General features: G+C 43.6%; 18 protein-coding genes and 1 pseudogene. 17 read left to right on the forward strand and 2 right to left on the reverse strand.

Annotation, left to right across the window (positions count from 1 at the left end):
- The first annotated feature begins 11 nt into the window (after window positions 1–11).
- The 10 genes from SK637_RS01080 (at window position 12) to SK637_RS01125 (ending at window position 10,519) form a co-directional block, all read left to right on the forward strand.
- Window positions 12–647 carry a hypothetical protein gene (locus SK637_RS01080; RefSeq protein WP_033688044.1) on the forward strand — a complete coding sequence of 212 codons (636 nt, stop codon included), beginning with the start codon at window positions 12–14 and terminating at the stop codon, window positions 645–647.
- Window positions 648–778: 131 nt separating this feature from the next.
- Complete coding sequence (locus SK637_RS01085; protein WP_033688045.1) at window positions 779–1,642, forward strand: L-ribulose-5-phosphate 3-epimerase; 864 nt, start codon at window positions 779–781, stop codon at window positions 1,640–1,642.
- A complete protein-coding gene (locus SK637_RS01090; protein ID WP_033688047.1) occupies window positions 1,642–2,352 on the forward strand; it encodes an L-ribulose-5-phosphate 4-epimerase in 711 nt (236 codons plus the stop codon). The genes SK637_RS01085 and SK637_RS01090 overlap by 1 nt, the downstream gene beginning before the upstream one ends.
- Before the next feature lie 107 nt (window positions 2,353–2,459).
- A complete protein-coding gene (locus SK637_RS01095; RefSeq protein ID WP_033688048.1) occupies window positions 2,460–3,443 on the forward strand; it encodes a LacI family DNA-binding transcriptional regulator in 984 nt (327 codons plus the stop codon).
- Between the two features lie 245 nt (window positions 3,444–3,688).
- Entirely contained in the window at window positions 3,689–4,720 is a 1,032-nt protein-coding gene (locus SK637_RS01100) for a hypothetical protein (RefSeq protein ID WP_033688049.1), read from the forward strand.
- Window positions 4,713–5,669 carry a 2-hydroxyacid dehydrogenase family protein gene (locus SK637_RS01105; protein ID WP_033688050.1) on the forward strand — a complete coding sequence of 319 codons (957 nt, stop codon included), beginning with the start codon at window positions 4,713–4,715 and terminating at the stop codon, window positions 5,667–5,669. The genes SK637_RS01100 and SK637_RS01105 overlap by 8 nt, the downstream gene beginning before the upstream one ends.
- A 23-nt stretch (window positions 5,670–5,692) precedes the next feature.
- The gene (locus SK637_RS01110; RefSeq protein WP_033688051.1) at window positions 5,693–7,144 is read left to right on the forward strand and encodes a PTS galactitol transporter subunit IIC; all 1,452 of its coding nucleotides are present in this window, start codon (window positions 5,693–5,695) and stop codon (window positions 7,142–7,144) included.
- 33 nt (window positions 7,145–7,177) lie between these two features.
- Window positions 7,178–8,167 carry an amidohydrolase family protein gene (locus SK637_RS01115; RefSeq protein WP_033688068.1) on the forward strand — a complete coding sequence of 330 codons (990 nt, stop codon included), beginning with the start codon at window positions 7,178–7,180 and terminating at the stop codon, window positions 8,165–8,167.
- A 75-nt stretch (window positions 8,168–8,242) separates the two neighbouring features.
- Entirely contained in the window at window positions 8,243–9,766 is a 1,524-nt protein-coding gene (locus SK637_RS01120; protein ID WP_033688052.1) for an FGGY-family carbohydrate kinase, read from the forward strand.
- A gap of 9 nt (window positions 9,767–9,775) precedes the next feature.
- Complete coding sequence (locus SK637_RS01125; RefSeq protein ID WP_033688053.1) at window positions 9,776–10,519, forward strand: sugar phosphate isomerase/epimerase family protein; 744 nt, start codon at window positions 9,776–9,778, stop codon at window positions 10,517–10,519.
- 21 nt (window positions 10,520–10,540) lie between these two features.
- On the opposite strand, the gene SK637_RS10025 is transcribed toward SK637_RS01125, so the two are convergent.
- Both SK637_RS10025 and SK637_RS01130 read right to left on the reverse strand, forming a co-directional pair.
- A complete protein-coding gene (locus SK637_RS10025) occupies window positions 10,541–10,624 on the reverse strand; it encodes a DapH/DapD/GlmU-related protein (RefSeq protein WP_314725764.1) in 84 nt (27 codons plus the stop codon).
- Window positions 10,597–10,953 (reverse strand): LbetaH domain-containing protein, encoded by a 357-nt coding sequence (locus SK637_RS01130; RefSeq protein WP_237397636.1) that lies wholly within the window; start codon window positions 10,951–10,953, stop codon window positions 10,597–10,599. Before SK637_RS01130 ends, SK637_RS10025 begins: the two co-directional genes overlap by 28 nt.
- Before the next feature lie 207 nt (window positions 10,954–11,160).
- Here SK637_RS01130 and SK637_RS01135 point away from each other — a divergent pair, with 207 nt between their 5' ends.
- The 7 genes and pseudogenes from SK637_RS01135 (at window position 11,161) to adhE (ending at window position 19,407) form a co-directional block, all read left to right on the forward strand.
- Complete coding sequence (locus tag SK637_RS01135) at window positions 11,161–12,822, forward strand: BglG family transcription antiterminator (RefSeq protein WP_033688054.1); 1,662 nt, start codon at window positions 11,161–11,163, stop codon at window positions 12,820–12,822.
- Between the two features lie 4 nt (window positions 12,823–12,826).
- A pseudogene (locus tag SK637_RS01140) lies at window positions 12,827–13,063 on the forward strand (L-ascorbate 6-phosphate lactonase); the annotation flags it as partial.
- A gap of 113 nt (window positions 13,064–13,176) precedes the next feature.
- Window positions 13,177–15,153 (forward strand): transketolase, encoded by a 1,977-nt coding sequence (tkt, locus tag SK637_RS01145; protein ID WP_033688056.1) that lies wholly within the window; start codon window positions 13,177–13,179, stop codon window positions 15,151–15,153.
- 116 nt (window positions 15,154–15,269) lie between these two features.
- The gene (gene yajC / locus SK637_RS01150; RefSeq protein ID WP_001069289.1) at window positions 15,270–15,569 is read left to right on the forward strand and encodes a preprotein translocase subunit YajC; all 300 of its coding nucleotides are present in this window, start codon (window positions 15,270–15,272) and stop codon (window positions 15,567–15,569) included.
- A 46-nt stretch (window positions 15,570–15,615) separates the two neighbouring features.
- Window positions 15,616–16,059 (forward strand): low molecular weight protein-tyrosine-phosphatase, encoded by a 444-nt coding sequence (locus SK637_RS01155; protein WP_033688057.1) that lies wholly within the window; start codon window positions 15,616–15,618, stop codon window positions 16,057–16,059.
- Window positions 16,046–16,456, forward strand: a complete 411-nt coding sequence (locus SK637_RS01160) for an MORN repeat-containing protein (protein ID WP_033688058.1) — start codon at window positions 16,046–16,048, stop codon at window positions 16,454–16,456. The genes SK637_RS01155 and SK637_RS01160 overlap by 14 nt, the downstream gene beginning before the upstream one ends.
- 299 nt (window positions 16,457–16,755) lie before the next feature.
- Window positions 16,756–19,407, forward strand: a complete 2,652-nt coding sequence (gene adhE, locus SK637_RS01165) for a bifunctional acetaldehyde-CoA/alcohol dehydrogenase (RefSeq protein WP_033688059.1) — start codon at window positions 16,756–16,758, stop codon at window positions 19,405–19,407.
- Window positions 19,408–19,700: the final 293 nt, after the last annotated feature.

The raw sequence follows: 19,700 nt of genomic DNA on the forward strand, positions 1-19,700 counted from the left end.
AGATTAAACTGATGTTGAATAAAATAAGAAACTATCTGGACTTTGCTGGTTTGCAGTACCGTAATCCTGATAAAGCAGGAGAAGAGCGAGAGAAAATGCTGGAATTGCGCCACAAAGGCCAAGAGGCACGGAAGGCTTTTACAGAACTGGCTAAAGCCTTTCAAGCAAGCCATGCAGAATGGCAACTCCATCAGACTAGCCAGTGGATGAATCAGGCTCAGCGTTTGCGACCACATTTCTGGGTCTATCTACAGAGAGATGGACAAGTGACAGAGCCTATGCTAGCCTTACGTTTGTACGGGAATCCTTCTGATTTTGGTGTCTCACTAGAAGTTAGTTTTATCGAGCGCAAGAAAGATGAGAAAACTTTAGGCAAGCAGGCCAAAGTCCTAGAAGTTCCAGTGGTAGAAGGAATTTATTATTTAGTATACTCAGATGGAGAAAGTCAAAGATGGGAGGCGAATGAAGTAAATCGTCGTACTTTGCGTGAGAAGGTAAGCAGTCAAGAAATCCGAAAAGTTTTAGTGAAGGCAGATGTTTCTGTGACTGCAAATTCATCTGAAGAAGAAATCGTAGAAGGTCTATTGAAATCTTATGCTAAAATTCTTCCCTATTATTTAGCTACGAGAAAATTAGATAATCCGTAAAATATCGTAAATCATACAGTCCAAGAGTGAACAGTCCGCTGTGTAATTCTTGGTCTTTTTGTTTCCGTTTTCACATTATATAATATAGGAGAACAATTAAAGACGAAATCCGTCGAATTTGGGGGTAGGCTATGACACGTCCGATTGGAATTTACGAAAAGGCGACGCCCAAGCACTTCACTTGGAAAGAACGCTTGGAGTTTGCCAAGGAGCTGGGCTTTGACTTTGTTGAAATGTCGGTTGATGAAAGCGATGTTCGCTTAGCGCGCTTGGAATGGAGTAAGGAAGAACGCTTTGAAGTGGTCAAGGCTGTTTATGAAACGGGTGTCCGCATTCCGACTATCTGCTTTTCTGGGCACCGCCGCTATCCGCTAGGGTCAAACGATCCAGTCCTAGAAGCCAAGTCGCTGGAAACCATGAAGCAATGTATCGAGTTGGCGCAGGATTTGGGTGTGCGGGTCATTCAGCTGGCGGGCTATGATGTCTACTATGAGGAAAAATCGCCAGAAACACGAGCTCGCTTCCTCAAAAATCTACGTAAGGCTTGTAATTGGGCGGAGCAAGCGCAGGTTATTCTTGCGATTGAGATTATGGATGACCCATTTATCAATAGTATTGAAAAATACCTGGCTGTTGAAAAGGCTATCAACTCGCCTTATCTCTTTGTCTATCCAGACACAGGTAATCTCTCAGCTTGGCACAATGACCTCTATAGTGAGTTTGTTATCGGGCACCAGGCTCTGGCAGCTCTGCATCTCAAGGATACCTATCCTGTGACTGAGCAGTCCAAGGGGCAATTCCGCGATGTGCCTTTTGGTCAAGGTTGTGTCAACTGGGAAGATACTTTCAGAATTTTAAAAGAAACCAATTATCAAGGACCGTTTTTGATTGAAATGTGGTCTGAAAATTGTCCAACAGTAGAGGAAACCAAGGCGGCTATCAAAGAAGCTCAAGATTTCCTTTATCCACTCATTGAGAAAGCGGGGTTAAACTAATGCTGTTACCAGAATTAAGAGAGCGCGTTTACAAGGCTAATTGTGACCTGCCAAAACATGGCTTGGTTAAGTTTACTTGGGGAAATGTCTCTGCGGTGGACCGCGAAGCGGGCTTGATTGTCATCAAACCTAGCGGTGTGGACTACGATAAGCTCAGTCCGGAAAATATGGTTGTGACCGACTTGGACGGCAATATCGTTGAAGGCGACCTCAATCCGTCATCTGACTTGGCTACCCACGTGGAGCTCTACAAGGCTTTCCCAAAAGTCGGTGGCGTTGTTCACACGCACTCAACGGAAGCGGTTGGCTGGGCACAGGCTGGGCGCGATATTCCATTTTACGGAACGACGCATGCGGATTATTTCTACGGCCCCATTCCAGCGGCACGTTCATTGACAGAAAGCGAAATCAACACGGCCTACGAAAAAGAAACAGGCACTGTGATTATTGAAACCTTCCGCGAACGTCAGATTGACCCAATGGCAGTGCCAGGTGTCACTGTGCGCAACCACGGTCCCTTTACTTGGGGCAAGACGCCAGAAGCCGCGGTTTACCACAGCGTTGTCTTGGAAGAAGTTGCTAAAATGGCGCGCTTCACCGAGCAAATCAAACCCGATGTCAAAGAAGCACCAAAATACCTCATGGATAAGCACTACCTCCGCAAACACGGGCCGAACGCTTACTATGGGCAAAAAGGCGCTAGTCATTAAAAAACAAAGAGCAGTCCCAGAGATTGCTTTTTTGTGTTGGTTTTAAGTGGCATCTTGATTTTTAAAGTGATATAATAAATGCAATTTGATGAGTTAGAAAGAACAAAATGACAAAAAAAGTAACAATCAATGATATTGCTAGCTTTGTTGGGGTGTCCAAGGCGACGATTTCTTATTACTTAAATGGAAATATGCGGAAAATGTCTTTGGAGACGAGGGAGAAAATCCGGCTGGCCATTGAAGAAACTGGTTATCAACCTAACAAAATGGCGCAAAGTTTGGTGACCAGAGACACCAAGACGATTGGCGTTGTGATTGCGGATATCACCAATCCCTTCATTTCCTCAGTTATCAAAGGAATTCATGATACTTGCAAGAAATACGACTACACGGTTAACTTTACCAATTCAGACAATGACCAGCTGATTGAGCAGGAAAATATCGAGCGGCTTCAGCAGCAGAATGTATCAGGGATTATTCTCGATACAGTGGATGCCAATTCGCCCCTGATTCACAAGCTGAGTAAGAAGCGGACAGTTCTAGTGGACAGGCAATCGAGAGAAGTGACGCTGGACACGGTTGTATCTAATAATCGTGACTCGACCAAGGCTTTTCTGGCAGAAATGAAGAAGGCAGGCTATGAAGACATTTACTTTGTCACCTTTCCGATTGAGGGGATTTCGACGCGGGAAATGCGTTATCAGGGCTTTAAAGAAGAGGTTTCGGCTGCCCCAGAGAAACTTTTGGTTTTGGGACAAGACGGGACAGCTCAGAAAATTCTTCAGTTGATTGAGCAAAGGAAAGAAAAAATCGCTTTTTTCACTATGAACGGCCCAGCCCTGCTTGATTTTATGAAAATCTTGAACAAGACCGATTACAGCTATCCCCGTGATTTTGGTCTGGGTTCCTACGAGGATTTGGAATGGATGGAGGTTTTAAATCCGAATGTGTCCTGTATTCGCCAAGATTCTTATAAAATTGGTCAAGTGGCAGCAGAGCATCTAATCAAAAAATTAAGAGGAGATCTAGCGGCGGAACCTACTCAACTCCTTGTCGTTCCTAGCTTTACAGTTCTTAGAAGCTCTTTTTAGAAATGAAGTATTCGCGCGAGTGGATACTTTTTTTAAAATATTTTTTGAAATCGCTTGCAATTTCAAAAAGAATAGTGTATACTGTAATAGTAAAAAGTGAAACGGTTAACCTTAAAATTGAAGCATTATTTTATAAGGGAAATGTAGTTCACTTTTATTTTTCGAAAATAAGTTAACCGCTTCACTCAGAGTTTGAAAATAATTTCGCAGTGAAAGGTTGACTGCTCGTCTAGAAAGGAGACCTAGTGAATAGTAAAACAATATTAAGCGACCCCTTGGATGCCTGCTATGCCGTTGCAAGGTTGACCGATAGCGCTAACGACTATCTTTTGGTGGCTTCGGAGACCGAAAATGCCTGCTTGGCCTATGATGTCAATCGCGATTTCGCAAGGACGGTACTTTGGAGCGAGGTTGGTGGCACCATGTCCATTATCCAAGTGCCAGGGACGCTGGATTTCTTGGCAACCCAGCGCTTTTATCCCGGTTTTGATGCCAAGGATTGCCGGATTGTTCACGGACAGTTCGAGGGCGAGGGCAAGTGGACAATCACGGAAGTGGGGGCTTTTCCTTATCTGCATCGCTTTGATTTAGTTGACAATGAGCGTGGAGCTATTCTTTTTATCGGTTGTACGATTGCCAATTCCAAGCAGTTTGTCGAGGATTGGTCGGATGACGGGAAAATTTTTGTCGGTCATTTTGATAAACAGATAAGGCAGCTGACAAATGTAGAAGAATTGCCACTTCGTCTCAAGAAAAATCACGGTTACTATCCTGTTCACGCGGAGCATTACTCGCTTATCACAGCGGTGGAAGGGATTTATCGTTTGGACTATCCGCAAGATGCGTCTGACTGGACTTTGACCCAGCTCTTTGATGAAGAAACGAGCGATATTGTACAGTTGGACATGGACGGTGATGGTAGTCTGGAAAATATGATTATCCAGGCTTTCCATGGCGATAGCTTGCGAATTTTGTCAGAAGATTTTAAGGAGGAATTATTTGCCTATCCAGAAGCGACACCTTTTGGGCACGCTATCTGGTCGGGGACTTTACTTGGTCAGCCAACCTTTGTCTTTGGCTGGCGCTCAGGGAAGAAGCACTTGATTGCTTTTACCTATGAGAATGGACGTTTTCTGGAACACATGATTGCTCCAGAAGTTGCTTCTAGCAACTGTTTGGCTTTTGAAAAAGCTGGGAAATCCTATATCTTTTCGGCGAATAATGGGAAAAATACAGTTGCTCTTTACGAACTACAAAAGGAGGAAAAGAATGCCTAAGAAGAAAGTTCTTGTGACGGGAATTGTGCCTAAGGAAGGCTTGGACAAGCTAATGGAAAAGTACGATGTGACCTACTCAGATGGGGAGCCGTTTTCACGCGACTATGTGCTGGAACACTTGCCTGAGTACGACGCTTGGCTCTTAATGGGGCAAAAAGGGGACAAGGAAATGATCGATGCGGGGAAAAACTTGCAAATCATCTCTCTTAATGCGGTTGGTTTTGACCATGTGGACATCGAATACGCCAAACAAAAAGGGATTGTGGTCTCCAATTCGCCGCAAGCCGTGCGGGTACCGACAGCTGAAATGACTTTTGCCCTTCTCTTAGCCGCTACCAAACGTTTAGCCTTCTATGACAAGATTGTCCGTACAGGAAACTGGATTGACCCGAGCGAAAGACGCTATCAAGGGCTGACACTTGAGGGCGCAACGCTTGGTATCTACGGTATGGGGCGTATTGGTTCAACTGTGGCTGGCTTCGCCAAGGCTTTTGGGATGAAAGTGCTCTATCACGACCTCTATCGATTGCCAGAGGAGAGGGAAAAAGAATTGGGCGTTAGCTATGTGGAATTTGATGATTTGGTTGAGAAGGCTGATGTCATTACCATTCATGCTCCCTCTTTACCGTCAACTCACCACAAATTTAACAAAGAAGTGTTCAAGAAAATGAAGAACAGAAGCTATCTAATCAATGCAGCGCGTGGTCCGATTGTGTCTGAAGAAGACTTGATTGAAGCGCTTAAAACTGGAGAGATAGCGGGAGCTGGTTTGGATGTCTTTGAGTTTGAGCCAGAAGTTTCTGAAGAGCTTCGCGCTTTGGACAATGTTATCATGGCGCCGCATGCAGGAACGGGAACGATTGAAGGTCGCCGTACCTTGGCAGCAGAAGCTGCAGCGAATATTCTTTCCTTCTTCGAAGGGAACCCTGTTAATGTCGTAAACAAATAAAATAAAGGAAAAAGGGTAAAACTATGCTAGAAGCCTTACAAAAATTTTTCGATGTTTTTGGTGCAGCAATCGTTGTGCCAGTAATGATTTTTATTGTTAGTCTGTTCTTGAAAGTCAGTCCCAAGCGCGCTTTTTTCAGTGCCCTGCGCGCGGGGGTTGGTTTGACAGGATTTGGCTGGGTCATCTCTGCTTTTACTCCGCTGGTAACCAAGTACATCCAGCAAATGGTTGACACGGCAGGGCTCAATTTGCCTATCGTTGACATCGGTTGGCAAACGGGTTCTCTGACTGCCTTCTCTTCTTCAATCGGTCTGTCCTTCTTCGTTTTTGGTCTACTGATTGAGTTGCTTCTTTTCCTTTTTGGGATTACGCGGGTCTTTGTACCGTCCAATCTCTGGAATAACTTCGGCTACATGATTTGGGGAACCATGGCTTATGCGGCAACAGGAAACTTTACCCTCTCCTTTGCTTTCATGGTCTTTGTCCTTCTTTACTCACTGATTATGTCAGAAGTGGTAGCAGAGCGCTGGTCAGAATACTACAGAGTCAAAAATGCAACAATCAACTCTATTCACAATATCGAAACCTTGATTCCAGCCTTAGTATTGGATCCGCTGTGGAATCTTATTGGTATCAACAAGGTCAAACTCAATCCAGAATCGCTGAAAACCAAGCTGGGAATTTTCGGAGAACCTATGACTCTCGGTTTCTTGCTGGGGATGATTATCGGGATTCTAGGTAGCTTGAAAAATCTGGCGAGTTTGGAAGCCTGGGGTGGAATTCTAGGTTTTGCGATGTCACTTGCAGCCGTTATGACCATTTTCCCCTTGATTACAGGCGTATTTGCAAGCGCTTTCGGACCTCTGGCTGAAGCGGTCGAAAAGAACAAGAAAAAAGAAAGCGAAGAAGAAGACGGACTGGCAGACAAGAAACGCTGGTTTATCGCAGTGGATGACGGAGTTGGTTTTGGTGAACCTGCCACTATCATTGCAGGGCTCATTCTGGTACCAATCATGGTCTTGATTTCCTTGATTTTGCCGGGCAACCGCGCGCTTCCGGTCGTTGACTTGATTGCTATTCCCTTTATGATTGAAGCCATGATTGCCGTATCAAAAGGAAATATCCTCAAGGCGATTCTAAACGGAATCGTTTGGTTTTCACTAGGACTTTATGCGGCCAGCGCCCTCGGTCCAATTTATACGGAAGCTGTGCAGCAATATGGATCGGTCTTGCCAGCAGGAGTGGTCTTGATTATGAGTTTCAATCTTTTGGCCCACCCTTTGACGGCTCTCGTCTTCTTTGCTTGGATTTCGGGCAATCCGCTTTGGATTGGCGTGACGATTGCTGTTTACCTAGTATCTCTTTTCTTCCTACGGACAAAACGCGAGTCTATCTATGCTTATTTGCGGAAAATGGCAGATAAAAATAGTGGCTTTGAAGGAAGTAAAGAAAAGATTATAATTAGCGAAGACTAATGAATGACAGATTTGAATTTGGAGGACTGTATCATGAAGAAAATTGACGGACATGCACATATTTTAAATACTATTGCTGGTTTTAATGGCAAGGGCAGACTGAATGCTCTGGGCGATGGCTATGCCATTTGGGACGACGGCGAATTGATTAAGCTCATTCCAGATGGCTATGGCGACAAGGACTTTACAGCAGAGGCTTTCTTGAAGTACATGGATGCCAATGATATTGAGAAAGCGGTGATTTTGCAAGGCCACTTGAATGGCTATCAAAACTACTATACTCATCTGGCGATTAAGCGCTACCCAGACCGCTTTACAGGCGCATTTTCGGTGGATCCATTTGCTGAAAATGCCATGCAGATTGTTCGCCGTCATGTAGAAGAGCTGGGCTTTAGAGCACTCAAATTTGAAATCAGCCAAGGTGGTGGTATTCACGGCTATCGTGGACAAAAGACGCCTTTCCGCTTGGACAGTGACCCGCATGTCAGCTTGATTTTGAGCTACTTGCTGGATTATCCAGGCTTCGTTATCACTGTGGACTATGGCAACTTTGACCAAATCAGCCACCAGCCGGATGCTATTGCCAATCTTGCTCGTTTGCATCCAAGCCTTGACTTTGTTGTTTGCCATTTGTCATTCCCGCATGCGGATACACCAAATCGTCTGCGGGCGGAACTCAGCATGTGGAAAGATTTACCAAATATCTACACAGATATTTCTGCTATCCAAGATATTGACCGTCCAGATACTTTCCCATTCCCTAAATCTGAAAAGAATGTTCGGATTGCTAAGGAAGTGCTGGGAGCGAAGCGCATCATCTGGGGCACAGATTCGCCTTGGTCAGCTACTTTTAACACTTATGAAGAGTTGGCAACTTGGCTGGAGCACGTGGATATTTTCACGCTAGAAGAGCTAGAAGATGTCCTCTACAATAATGCAGAGCGCGTTTACTTTAAGCCGTCGGCTGTTCAAGCAAACCGTGAAGCGGTTGATGCAGCGACTAAGGAATTAGGCTTGTATTAAAGCCGCATGTGCTTGTTCATAAAGAAGCTGTGAGGCAATCTCAGCTTCTTTTATACTTGAAATCGGAGGAGAAAAATGAAATATTTTTTAAGTATCGATTATGGGGGCACTAATACCAAGGCAATCGTATTTGATGAAGAAGGGCGACAATTAGGGCAGTCTGCTTTTAGTACCAAGAAGATTGAGGAAAAAGCAGGCTATCGCGAAGTGGATTTGAAAGAGACCTGGCAGGGGATTTGTCAGGCTATGAGGCAAGCTGTCAAAAATGCCCAGCTTAAGGCAGAAGACATCAGCGCTCTTGCCTGTATTGGTCATGGGAAAGGCCTCTATCTGCTGGATAAAAACGGTCAGGAATTTACGCGCGGTATCTTGTCTACAGATGAGCGAGCGGTCGAGCTGGCTCAAGAATTTGAGGAGCGGCTAGACGAAATCTGGGACTTGACGCACCAGCATGTTGTTGCCGTGCAAAATCCCGTTTTGCTTCGCTGGCTCAAAGAATATGAACCAGAGATTTACCAGAATATTGGGGCAATTCTGTCGGCCAAGGACTATGTCCGTTTCAAGCTGACTGGGCGTATTCAGCAAGAGATGGGAGATGCTTCAGGAAATCACTGGATTAACTTCCAGACGGGCACTTACGACAAAAGAATTACGGCTTTCTTTGGTATTGAAGAAATATACGAGCTTTTGGCGCCTCAAGTGGACTATGCAGAGCTTGTTGGTGGCTTGAGCCAAGAAGCTGCCGCAGCAACGGGACTTCTTGCAGGAACGCCTGTGATTGGTGGGCTCTTTGATATTGATGCTTGCGCAATCGGCTCTGGCGTCTTAGACGCCAGCACTTTTAGCGTGATTTCAGGCACTTGGAATATCAATACTTATCCCAGCAAGACGGCAGTCAGCCAAGATAGCGGCTTGATGCACTCTTATTTTCCCAATCGCGATTTTTTGATAGAGGCAGGCAGCCCAACTTCAGCGGGCAATTTGGATGCTATGATAAAAATGCTGATGATGGAGGAAATCCAAAATCTCAAGGATTCGAATTCCTCTATTTACGATGTACTGGAAGTGTTTTTGCAGGAGACGGACGCTTCTTACAGCAAGATTCTCTTTTTCCCTTTTCTTTATGGCAGCAATATCAGCAGAGCTGCTGAGGCTTGTTTCTTTGGTCTGACAACCCAGTCCAGCAAGTCAGAGATGATTCGGGCGGTTTATGAGGGGATTGTCTATGCGCACAAGCAGCATATCGATGATTTGCTAGCGACGATTGAGCAAAGACCGCGCGCTTTGCGCTTGTCAGGCGGTGCGACAAATTCGCCATCTTGGATGCAGATGTTCGCTGATATTTTAAATATCCCAGTAGAGACGGTTGAAGCGTCAGAATTGGGTGGTCTGGGTGGCGCCATTGCTTGCTTGCAAGCGGTGGAAGATTTGAGCCTAGAAGAAGCTGTCGAAAAAATGGTTCGGGTCAAGGAGCGCTTTGAGCCTCAGGCTAAGGAACATGAGATTTATCAAAGGAAATATCGCGTTTACCAAAGTTTGCTTGCAGCCATGGAGCCTGCTTGGGCAGAGCTTTGTCAGCTACGGACGACATTAGAATAGAGGATTGGGATGAAAATAAAGCGAGAAGAATTGATTATCAACACGATTGCTTTTAAGGAAGAATTAGACAGGGGAGTCAAGCAAGAAGATTTGCTAGAAAGCGTCAAAAATCTAGGGCTTTCAAGGGTTGAAATTCGGCGAGAGTTTTTAAGGGATATTGATATAGAGTTAAAAAACATCAGAAAAAAAGCTGATCTGCTAGGGCTGTCGCTCTTTTACAGTGTCAATGAGGATTTTGTCATAGGAGATAGGGTCAATCCGAAACTTAAGACTTTGCGGCAGGAAGCAGAGCTCTTGGGCGCTCCCTTTATCAAATTAAACACGGGTGATGCCAGTCAGATTTCAGTAGCTTCTTTGGCAGAGTTGGCGCCTAGTTTTCAATCATCTGTCGGACTTAAGCTGGAAAATAACCAAGACCCTCTTTATGCCAGTATCAAGAATTGCCGTTTGATGATGAACAAGGTCATCGCAGCAGACCTGCCTATTGCTTTCGTTTTTGACCTTGGCAACTGGGCTTGGCTTGGAGAAGATATAGAGCAGGCTTTTGCTAGCTTGGCAGAAGTTACCGATTACCTCCATTGCAAAAATTACCGTCATGTAAATGGTCAAGTGGAGATTGCTAGTTTATTTGAAGGTGAGTTAGATGCTCCTAGCCTCATGAAGCGCTTTAGCCATGTGCGCTATCTTGCCCTAGAATATCCGACTTCCTTGGAAAACTTAGAAGCAGACATCGCGCGGCTGCTGGAAAAATAAAACTGAGGTAGGGAACTTACTTCAGTTGACACTATTGTCTCCAATCGTCACACCTTGATTGACATGAACTCCAGCACCTAGCCAGACATTGTCGCCAATCTTAATCGGCTTGGCATAGCAGGCCCCTGACTACGCTCCCAAGCATCCAGAGCATAATTGGACGTGTAGAGTCCGACGCGCGGTCCAAAAAGGACATTGTCACCAATCTCAATACCGCCACCGTCCAGCATAACACAGTCAAAATTTGCATAAAAATTGTCCCCGATGCTGATATTGTAGCCGAACTCACAACGAAAATTCGGCTCAAAATGGGCATTTTTTCCGACGGATTTAAGCACTTCTTTTAAAATAGCATGCCGCTCGCTAGCAGGCTGTCCAAAACTGGCATTGTAGCAGTTGGTCAGAAAGACCGTTTTTTCGCGTGCTTCGACCAACTCGGGAGTCAAGTCATTGTACATGGCACCCGAAAGAATATGCTGCTGTTGTTCTTTAAGATTCATGGGGAGCACATTTTTTCTTTTATTATAACATGCAAGGGAGTGGGAAATAAGACTTTCCAAGTAGCTGAAAAATCCTTCATCTTTCAATTTTATAAGCGGTTGCGATATCCTAGAAAGGAAGTTTAAAGGAAAGAAAAGCAAATGATTTATTTAAATAAAAGCAGCTCTGTCTTGCTCAACTATCTTTTGCAGTTGACAGAACCTGAAACAATTATGGCGATTTCTCGTGCCACAGGGCAATCGCGCCGCAAAATTTATTATCATTTAGAAAAAATAAACGACGCTTTGCCTCAAGGAGTTGACAAGATTGTCAGCCAGCCGCGGGTCGGACTGGTTTTGACAGCGGAACAACGAGAGGCTTGTGAAGCCTTGCTTGAAAGCGTGGATGCTCACAGCTATGTCATGAGTATGGAAGAGCGCATGCAGCTGATGATTCTCTTTATCTGCGTCTTGAAAGAGCGCGTGACGATTGAAAAGCTCATGGATTTGACCAAGGTGTCGCGTAATACAGTGCTCAACGACCTTAACACCATTCGTAGCCAGCTGACGGTCGAGCAGTATCAGATTAGTCTCATTACAACCAAGTCGCAGGGCTATGTTCTCAAATGCCACCCGCTCAATAAAGTCCAGTACGTTCATGCTCTGTTGACCACGATTTTTTCTGAGGGCAATAGCGGTTTTATGCGGATTTTGGGAAGTAAAATCAAGCAGTTTGTGCAGGAAGATGTGCTGCTGTCCGAGGAATTACAAATTTTTCTCAACCAGCAGGTGCATTTTATCGAGCAGGACTTGGGCAAGAAAATCAATCGCTATGAAATCGAGTTTATGCTCAAGGTTCTGCCTTATCTGCTGCTGTCCTACCGTAATATGACCTTGAGCGAGCAGGAGAGGGACGATTTGTACCGCGAGTTTTCTCTTATTCGTAAGCGCGTGGAATACAGCACGGCTAAGAAACTTCAGACTTTGCTGGACGAAAAATTGGGCTTGCGTTTGGATGAGATTGAGCTGTCTTGGATTGCGGTTTTATTGCTTTCTCATCGAAAAGACCAGGATTTACATGCAACTAGTGAAGATTTCGCGGATTTGCAACTGGCCATTGACAATTTCATCTGGGATTTTGAAGCGCATTCTCCCTATGAGCTGGAAAATCGTGACGATCTGATTCGCAATCTCATGACCCACTGTAAGGCGCTTTTGTTCCGCAAGACTTATGGCATTTTGTCCAAAAATCCGCTGACGCAGCACATTTTGCAAAAGTATCCTGAGCTTTATCACTATACCGAGCAGAGCGTGGGGATTTTAGAGGAGGCTTGGCTCATTTCGCTGACGCGAGGCGAGATTGCCTACTTGGCTATGCACCTAGGTGGTGCTTTGAAGCCGCAGGCGACGGAGCCCAAGGAGGTCAAGCAGATTTATATTGTCTGCGATGAGGGGGTGGCAGTCCAGCGCCTCTTGCTCAAGCAGTGCCAGTATTATTTTCCGCATGACTATATCCGCGCGGTCTTTACCAGTGAGCAATTTAAGAGCGTGGAAGACCTGCTGGAAGTGGATTTGCTGATTGTGACCAGCGACGGGCTTAGCAGTAGATTTCCGCTGGTGCAGGTCAATCCTATTTTTGACTATGAAGACGTGGTCAAGCTCAACAGCTTTATCAAGTATCGCCTGATAGCCAGTCAGCACAGCAATTTCAGAAGTGAGCTAGAGTGGCTCTTGGGGCATTATCTTACCAATAGCGAAGAAGCCAAGGAACTCCAGTACCAAATCGAAAACCTGATCGAAAAGCAGATTTTGACTGGAAATTAGCCTGATTTTACCAGTTCACTACGATATTTGGTCTAACTTTATGGCTTCAACCGACGAAATCCTTGCCCTTTGGAAAATGCGTAAGGAATGCTTACAATATCAATTCCACCCATTTATCTGGGAAGTTGGTGGCAAGTACACTTATCCGCAAGATAAGGACAGAATTGAGTACCACCACCCACGTGGCTTTGATGATTGCTTTGAACAAGACTCTAATATTCAATTTAAATTCTTGCTCTAATATAAAAATATTCTTTGGATGTTATCCGTATGTTGCATGATACGGATAATTTTCATATAATAGTAAAATAGAATGTGTGATTCAATAATCACCTCAAATAGAAAGGAAATTCTATGTCAAATCTATCTGTTAATGCAATTCGTTTCCTAGGTATTGACGCCATCAATAAAGCCAACTCAGGTCACCCAGGTGTGGTTATGGGAGCAGCTCCGATGGCTTACAGCCTCTTTACAAAACAACTTCGTATCAATCCAGCTCAACCAAACTGGATTAACCGCGACCGCTTTATTCTTTCAGCTGGCCATGGTTCAATGCTTCTTTATGCCCTTCTTCACCTTTCTGGTTTTGAAGATGTCAGCATGGATGAGATTAAGAACTTCCGTCAATGGGGTTCAAAAACACCTGGTCACCCAGAATTTGGCCATACAGCAGGAATTGATGCTACAACAGGTCCTCTAGGGCAAGGGATTTCAACTGCTACTGGTTTTGCCCAAGCAGAACGTTTTTTGGCAGCTAAATATAACCGCGAAGGCTACAATATCTTTGACCACTATACTTACGTTATTTGTGGAGACGGAGATTTGATGGAAGGTGTTTCAAGTGAGGCGGCTTCATACGCAGGCTTGCAAAAACTAGACAAGTTGGTTGTTCTTTATGATTCAAATGACATCAACCTGGATGGTGAGACAAAGGATTCCTTTACAGAAAGTGTTCGTGACCGTTACAATGCCTATGGTTGGCATACAGCCTTGGTTGAAGATGGAACAGACTTGGAAGCTATTCATGCTGCTATCGAAACAGCTAAAGCTTCAGGTAAGCCATCTTTGATTGAAGTGAAGACTGTTATTGGATACGGTTCTCCAAACAAACAAGGAACCAATGCCGTACACGGTGCTCCTCTTGGAGCAGATGAAACTGCAGCAACTCGTCAAGCGCTTGGTTGGGACTACGAACCATTTGAAATTCCAGAACAAGTTTATGCTGATTTCAAAGAACATGTTGCAGACCGTGGCGCATCAGCTTATCAAGCTTGGACAAAATTAGTTGCTGACTATAAAGAAGCGCATCCAGAATTGGCTGCAGAAGTAGAAGCCATTATTGATGGACGTGATACAGTTGAAGTGACTCCAGCAGACTTCCCAGCTTTAGAAAATGGTTTCTCTCAAGCAACTCGTAATTCAAGCCAAGATGCCTTAAATGTTGTGGCGGCTAAGTTACCAACCTTCCTAGGTGGATCAGCTGACCTTGCTCACTCAAACATGACTTATATCAAGACTGACGGACTTCAAGACGATTCCAACCGCTTGAACCGCAACATTCAGTTTGGTGTTCGTGAATTTGCAATGGGAACTATCTTGAACGGGATGGCCCTTCACGGTGGACTTCGTGTATACGGTGGAACTTTCTTCGTCTTCTCTGACTATGTGAAGGCAGCTGTCCGCTTGTCAGCTTTGCAAGGTCTTCCTGTGACTTATGTCTTTACCCACGATTCTATTGCGGTAGGGGAAGATGGCCCAACGCACGAACCAGTTGAGCACTTAGCAGGTCTTCGTGCTATGCCAAATCTAAATGTTTTCCGTCCAGCAGATGCGCGTGAAACGCAAGCAGCTTGGTACCTTGCAGTGACAAGTAAGAAAACACCAACTGCCCTTGTCTTGACACGTCAAAACTTGACTGTTGAAGAAGGAACAGACTTTGATAAAGTTGCAAAAGGTGCCTATGTTGTCTATGAAAATGCAGCAGACTTTGATACCATCTTGATTGCGACAGGTTCAGAGGTTAATCTTGCTGTCTCAGCTGCCAAAGAATTGGCTAGTCAAGGTGCAAAAGTCCGCGTAGTCAGCATGCCATCTACAGATGTCTTTGATAAACAAGATGCAGCATACAAGGAAGAAATTCTTCCAAATGCAGTTCGTCGTCGTGTCGCAGTCGAAATGGGTGCAACTCAAAACTGGTACAAATATGTTGGACTAGATGGTGCCGTTCTAGGTATTGATACCTTCGGAGCCTCTGCTCCAGCACCAAAAGTATTGGCAGAATATGGCTTTACTGTTGAAAATCTTGTAAAAGTCGTTCAAAACTTGAAATAATCCTAAAAATCAGGGCGCAAGCTCTGGTTTTTCTTACTAGAAAAGCAAGGTACAATCTTGTAAAAGTAGCTGAAATTTGATATAGTAGTCCTATGTAAAAGACAAAGGAGAAGAAAATGAATCCAAATTATACATTTTTAATTATGCTTGTAGCGATGTTAGGCTTGATGTTCTTTATGCAACGCTCTCAAAAGAAACAAGCACAAAAACGTATGGAAAGCTTAAATAAACTACAAAAAGGCTATGAAGTGATTACAATCGGTGGACTTTACGGAACAGTCGATGAAGTAGATACGGAGAAGAGAACGATTGTTCTTGATGTAGATGGAGTTTACTTGACTTTTGAACTAGCTGCTATCAAGACAGTATTACCGCTGAAAGAAACAGCTTCACTAGAAGGCGCAATTGAAAAATAAGACGGGATCACGAACTCCCGTTTTTCTATAAAAGAAAGGAAATGGGATGAAAAAACTGGTCTTTGTCTGTCTGGGAAATATTTGCCGTAGTCCTATGGCTGAGTTTGTTATGAAATCAATGACAGATAATTATGAAATCCAAAGTCGAGCGACCTCTTCTTGGGAACATGGCAATCCGATTCATAAGGGAACTCAAGGGATTTTTCAACAGTATGAGATTCCTTATGAAAAAGGCAAGACATCGCTTCAGATTAGTAAGGAAGATTTTGAAGCCTTTGATTATATTATCGGAATGGACGCATCAAATGTTTCTGACTTACGTCAGATGTGTCCAGCAGGCTTTCAAGATAAGATTTACTCATTTGCATCTGAAAGTGTTCCGGATCCTTGGTATACAGGAGATTTTGAGGAAACCTATCAGCGTGTTCAAGAGGGTTGCCAAGCTTGGTTAGAACGTTTAGAAAAGGAGAGTGAAGGTGGAAAATCTTAAGAATTTTTACGAAAAGTATCGAGTGTATCTGACTCGTCCACGTTTAGAGCTTTTAGCAGTAGTTGCCATTATTTTCTGTGCTGTACTCGTCTTTTTTCTAAATATTCCCGGAAAAGGTGTTCTAAAGCTTGATAATGGAACGATTGTTTACGACGGCAGTCTTGTACGTGGTAAAATGAATGGCCAAGGAACCATTACCTTCCAAAATGGAGACCAATATACAGGTGGCTTCAACAATGGAGCCTTCAACGGAAAAGGTACCTTTCAATCCAAAGAAGGCTGGACCTACGAAGGTGATTTTGTAAATGGTCAGGCTGAAGGAAAAGGAAAACTAACAACAGAACAAGAAGTTGTTTATGAAGGGACTTTTAAACAAGGCGTTTTTCAACAAAAATAAAGCCTCCTTATCAAAGGAGGTATTGCTAGCATCTAAAAGTAAGCGCTTACTAGAAAATCTATCTCCTTCCAAGCTCCTCTTCCAATCAAGCTTGTGAAATAAAAAATATTTGAAATAATTTTCACAAACTTTGAAGAAAAAAACTGATAATAAAGGAAAATGAGAAAAATTTCACAAGGGTTTAAAAATTCTTTGTGAAATGTTTATGAAACTGTTTACAAAGTTGAAATAATGCGTTATAATAAACTTGTGAAAAAATTAACAAAGGATATCGATCCTTGAAAGCTATGGAGGAAAATATGGCTGATAAAAAAACTGTGACACCAGAGGAAAAGAAACTCGCTGCTGAAAAGCATGTCGACGGCTTGGTGCAAAAAGCTCTAGTTGCTCTTGAGGAAATGCGTAAGTTGGACCAAGAGCAGGTTGACTATATCGTTGCCAAAGCATCAGTAGCAGCTTTGGATGCCCACGGGGAATTAGCTCTACATGCCTATGAAGAAACAGGACGTGGTGTATTTGAAGACAAAGCAACTAAGAACTTGTTTGCTTGTGAACACGTAGTAAACAACATGCGTCACACTAAAACAGTTGGCGTTATTGAAGAAGACGATGTAACAGGTTTGACTCTTATAGCTGAACCGGTTGGTGTTGTCTGTGGTATTACTCCTACAACAAACCCAACATCAACAGCAATCTTCAAATCATTGATTTCATTGAAGACGCGTAATCCAATCGTTTTTGCCTTCCACCCATCAGCTCAAGAATCATCAGCTCACGCAGCTCAAATCGTTCGTGATGCTGCGATTAAAGCAGGAGCTCCTGAAAACTGCGTACAGTGGATCACTGAACCATCTATGGAAGCAACTAGTGCTCTTATGAACCACGAAGGTGTTGCGACAATCCTTGCAACAGGTGGTAATGCCATGGTTAAGGCGGCTTACTCATGTGGTAAACCAGCTCTTGGGGTAGGTGCCGGAAACGTTCCAGCTTATGTTGAAAAATCAGCAAATATCCGTCAAGCAGCACACGATATCGTTATGTCTAAATCATTTGACAACGGTATGGTCTGTGCATCTGAACAAGCAGTTATCATTGATAAAGAAATTTACGATGAATTTGTAGCAGAGTTCAAATCTTACCACACTTACTTTGTAAACAAAAAAGAAAAAGCACTTCTTGAAGAATTCTGCTTCGGCGTGAAAGCAAACAGCAAAAACTGTGCTGGTGCAAAATTGAACGCTGACATCGTTGGTAAACCAGCAACTTGGATTGCAGAACAAGCAGGATTTACAGTTCCAGAAGGAACAAACATTCTTGCTGCAGAATGTAAAGAAGTTGGTGAAAATGAGCCATTGACCCGTGAAAAATTGTCACCAGTTATCGCAGTTTTGAAATCTGAAAGCCGTGAAGATGGTATTACTAAGGCTCGTCAAATGGTTGAATTTAACGGTCTTGGACACTCAGCAGCTATCCACACAGCTGACGAAGAATTGACTAAAGAATTTGGTAAAGCTGTTAAAGCTATTCGTGTTATCTGTAACTCACCTTCTACTTTCGGTGGTATCGGGGACGTTTACAATGCCTTCTTGCCATCATTGACACTCGGATGTGGTTCTTACGGACGCAACTCAGTTGGGGATAACGTTAGTGCCATTAACCTTTTGAATATCAAAAAAGTTGGAAGACGGAGAAATAACATGCAATGGATGAAACTTCCTTCAAAAACATACTTTGAACGTGATTCAATTCAATACCTTCAAAAATGTCGTGACGTTGAACGTGTCATGATCGTTACTGACCATGCCATGGTAGAGCTTGGCTTCCTTGATCGTATCATCGAACAACTTGATCTTCGTCGCAATAAGGTGGTTTACCAAATCTTTGCTGATGTAGAACCAGATCCAGATATCACAACTGTAAACCGTGGTACTGAGATTATGCGTGCCTTCAAACCAGATACAATCATCGCTCTTGGTGGTGGATCTCCAATGGATGCTGCTAAAGTAATGTGGCTCTTCTACGAACAACCAGAAGTGGACTTCCGTGACCTTGTTCAAAAATTCATGGATATCCGTAAACGTGCCTTCAAATTCCCATTGCTTGGTAAGAAGACTAAATTCATCGCGATTCCAACTACATCTGGTACAGGATCTGAAGTAACACCATTTGCCGTTATCTCTGATAAAGCAAACAACCGTAAATACCCAATCGCTGACTACTCATTGACACCAACTGTAGCAATCGTAGACCCTGCTTTGGTATTGACAGTTCCTGGATTTGTTGCTGCGGACACTGGTATGGACGTATTGACTCACGCGACTGAAGCTTACGTATCACAAATGGCTAGCGACTACACTGACGGTCTTGCACTTCAAGCCATCAAACTTGTATTTGAAAACCTTGAAAGCTCAGTTAAGAACGCAGACTTCCATTCACGTGAGAAAATGCACAACGCTTCAACAATCGCTGGTATGGCCTTTGCCAATGCCTTCCTAGGTATTTCTCACTCAATGGCCCATAAGATTGGTGCGCAATTCCACACAATTCACGGTCGTACAAATGCAATCTTGCTCCCATACGTTATCCGCTACAACGGTACACGTCCAGCTAAGACAGCAACATGGCCTAAGTACAACTACTACCGTGCAGATGAAAAATACCAAGATATCGCACGCATGCTTGGACTTCCAGCTTCTACTCCAGAAGAAGGTGTGGAATCTTACGCAAAAGCTGTCTACGAACTTGGTGAGCGCGTAGGTATCCAAATGAACTTCAAAGCACAAGGAATCGATGAAAAAGAATGGAAAGAACATTCACGTGAATTGGCCTTCCTTGCTTACGAAGATCAATGTTCACCAGCTAACCCACGCCTTCCAATGGTTGACCATATGCAAGAAATCATCGAAGATTCTTACTATGGTTACAAAGAAAGACCAGGACGCCGTAAATAATTGTTATCAGCCTAGAGGCAGGAATTTCCTGTCTCTTTTTTGTAAAATTGGAAGATTGAAAATAATTTTTATCTTTTCTATTTTCACTTTTCATCTGAAAAGGAAAGTGGGAAATGACTAGGTAGACAAAGAAAGACAGCAGTATAGGCTTTCAAAGGAGAAAGAAAAATAAGTGGGGTATAGACAAAAAACAACGCCCGTACTTGCAATTAAACTTAAATAGTTATATAATAGGTTTGTTGAAAGGTGATTTGTAGTGATTCAAGTTACTCTTTTCACAATAAAAATTTCAT

Origin of the sequence: Streptococcus mitis, assembly GCF_000722765.2 — a bacterium.
Taxonomy (GTDB): domain Bacteria; phylum Bacillota; class Bacilli; order Lactobacillales; family Streptococcaceae; genus Streptococcus; species Streptococcus mitis_AQ.

What these genes read in the sequence shown, in the direction of transcription:
- SK637_RS01080 (WP_033688044.1), top strand. Translation starts at nt 12, where the DNA reads ATGTTGAATAAAATAAGAAACTATCTGGACTTTGCTGGTTTGCAGTAC.
- SK637_RS01085 (WP_033688045.1), top strand. Translation starts at nt 779, where the DNA reads ATGACACGTCCGATTGGAATTTACGAAAAGGCGACGCCCAAGCACTTC.
- SK637_RS01090 (WP_033688047.1), top strand. Translation starts at nt 1,642, where the DNA reads ATGCTGTTACCAGAATTAAGAGAGCGCGTTTACAAGGCTAATTGTGAC.
- SK637_RS01095 (WP_033688048.1), top strand. Translation starts at nt 2,460, where the DNA reads ATGACAAAAAAAGTAACAATCAATGATATTGCTAGCTTTGTTGGGGTG.
- SK637_RS01105 (WP_033688050.1), top strand. Translation starts at nt 4,713, where the DNA reads ATGCCTAAGAAGAAAGTTCTTGTGACGGGAATTGTGCCTAAGGAAGGC.
- SK637_RS01110 (WP_033688051.1), top strand. Translation starts at nt 5,693, where the DNA reads ATGCTAGAAGCCTTACAAAAATTTTTCGATGTTTTTGGTGCAGCAATC.
- SK637_RS01115 (WP_033688068.1), top strand. Translation starts at nt 7,178, where the DNA reads ATGAAGAAAATTGACGGACATGCACATATTTTAAATACTATTGCTGGT.
- SK637_RS01120 (WP_033688052.1), top strand. Translation starts at nt 8,243, where the DNA reads ATGAAATATTTTTTAAGTATCGATTATGGGGGCACTAATACCAAGGCA.
- SK637_RS01125 (WP_033688053.1), top strand. Translation starts at nt 9,776, where the DNA reads ATGAAAATAAAGCGAGAAGAATTGATTATCAACACGATTGCTTTTAAG.
- SK637_RS01135 (WP_033688054.1), top strand. Translation starts at nt 11,161, where the DNA reads ATGATTTATTTAAATAAAAGCAGCTCTGTCTTGCTCAACTATCTTTTG.
- tkt (WP_033688056.1), top strand. Translation starts at nt 13,177, where the DNA reads ATGTCAAATCTATCTGTTAATGCAATTCGTTTCCTAGGTATTGACGCC.
- yajC (WP_001069289.1), top strand. Translation starts at nt 15,270, where the DNA reads ATGAATCCAAATTATACATTTTTAATTATGCTTGTAGCGATGTTAGGC.
- SK637_RS01155 (WP_033688057.1), top strand. Translation starts at nt 15,616, where the DNA reads ATGAAAAAACTGGTCTTTGTCTGTCTGGGAAATATTTGCCGTAGTCCT.
- adhE (WP_033688059.1), top strand. Translation starts at nt 16,756, where the DNA reads ATGGCTGATAAAAAAACTGTGACACCAGAGGAAAAGAAACTCGCTGCT.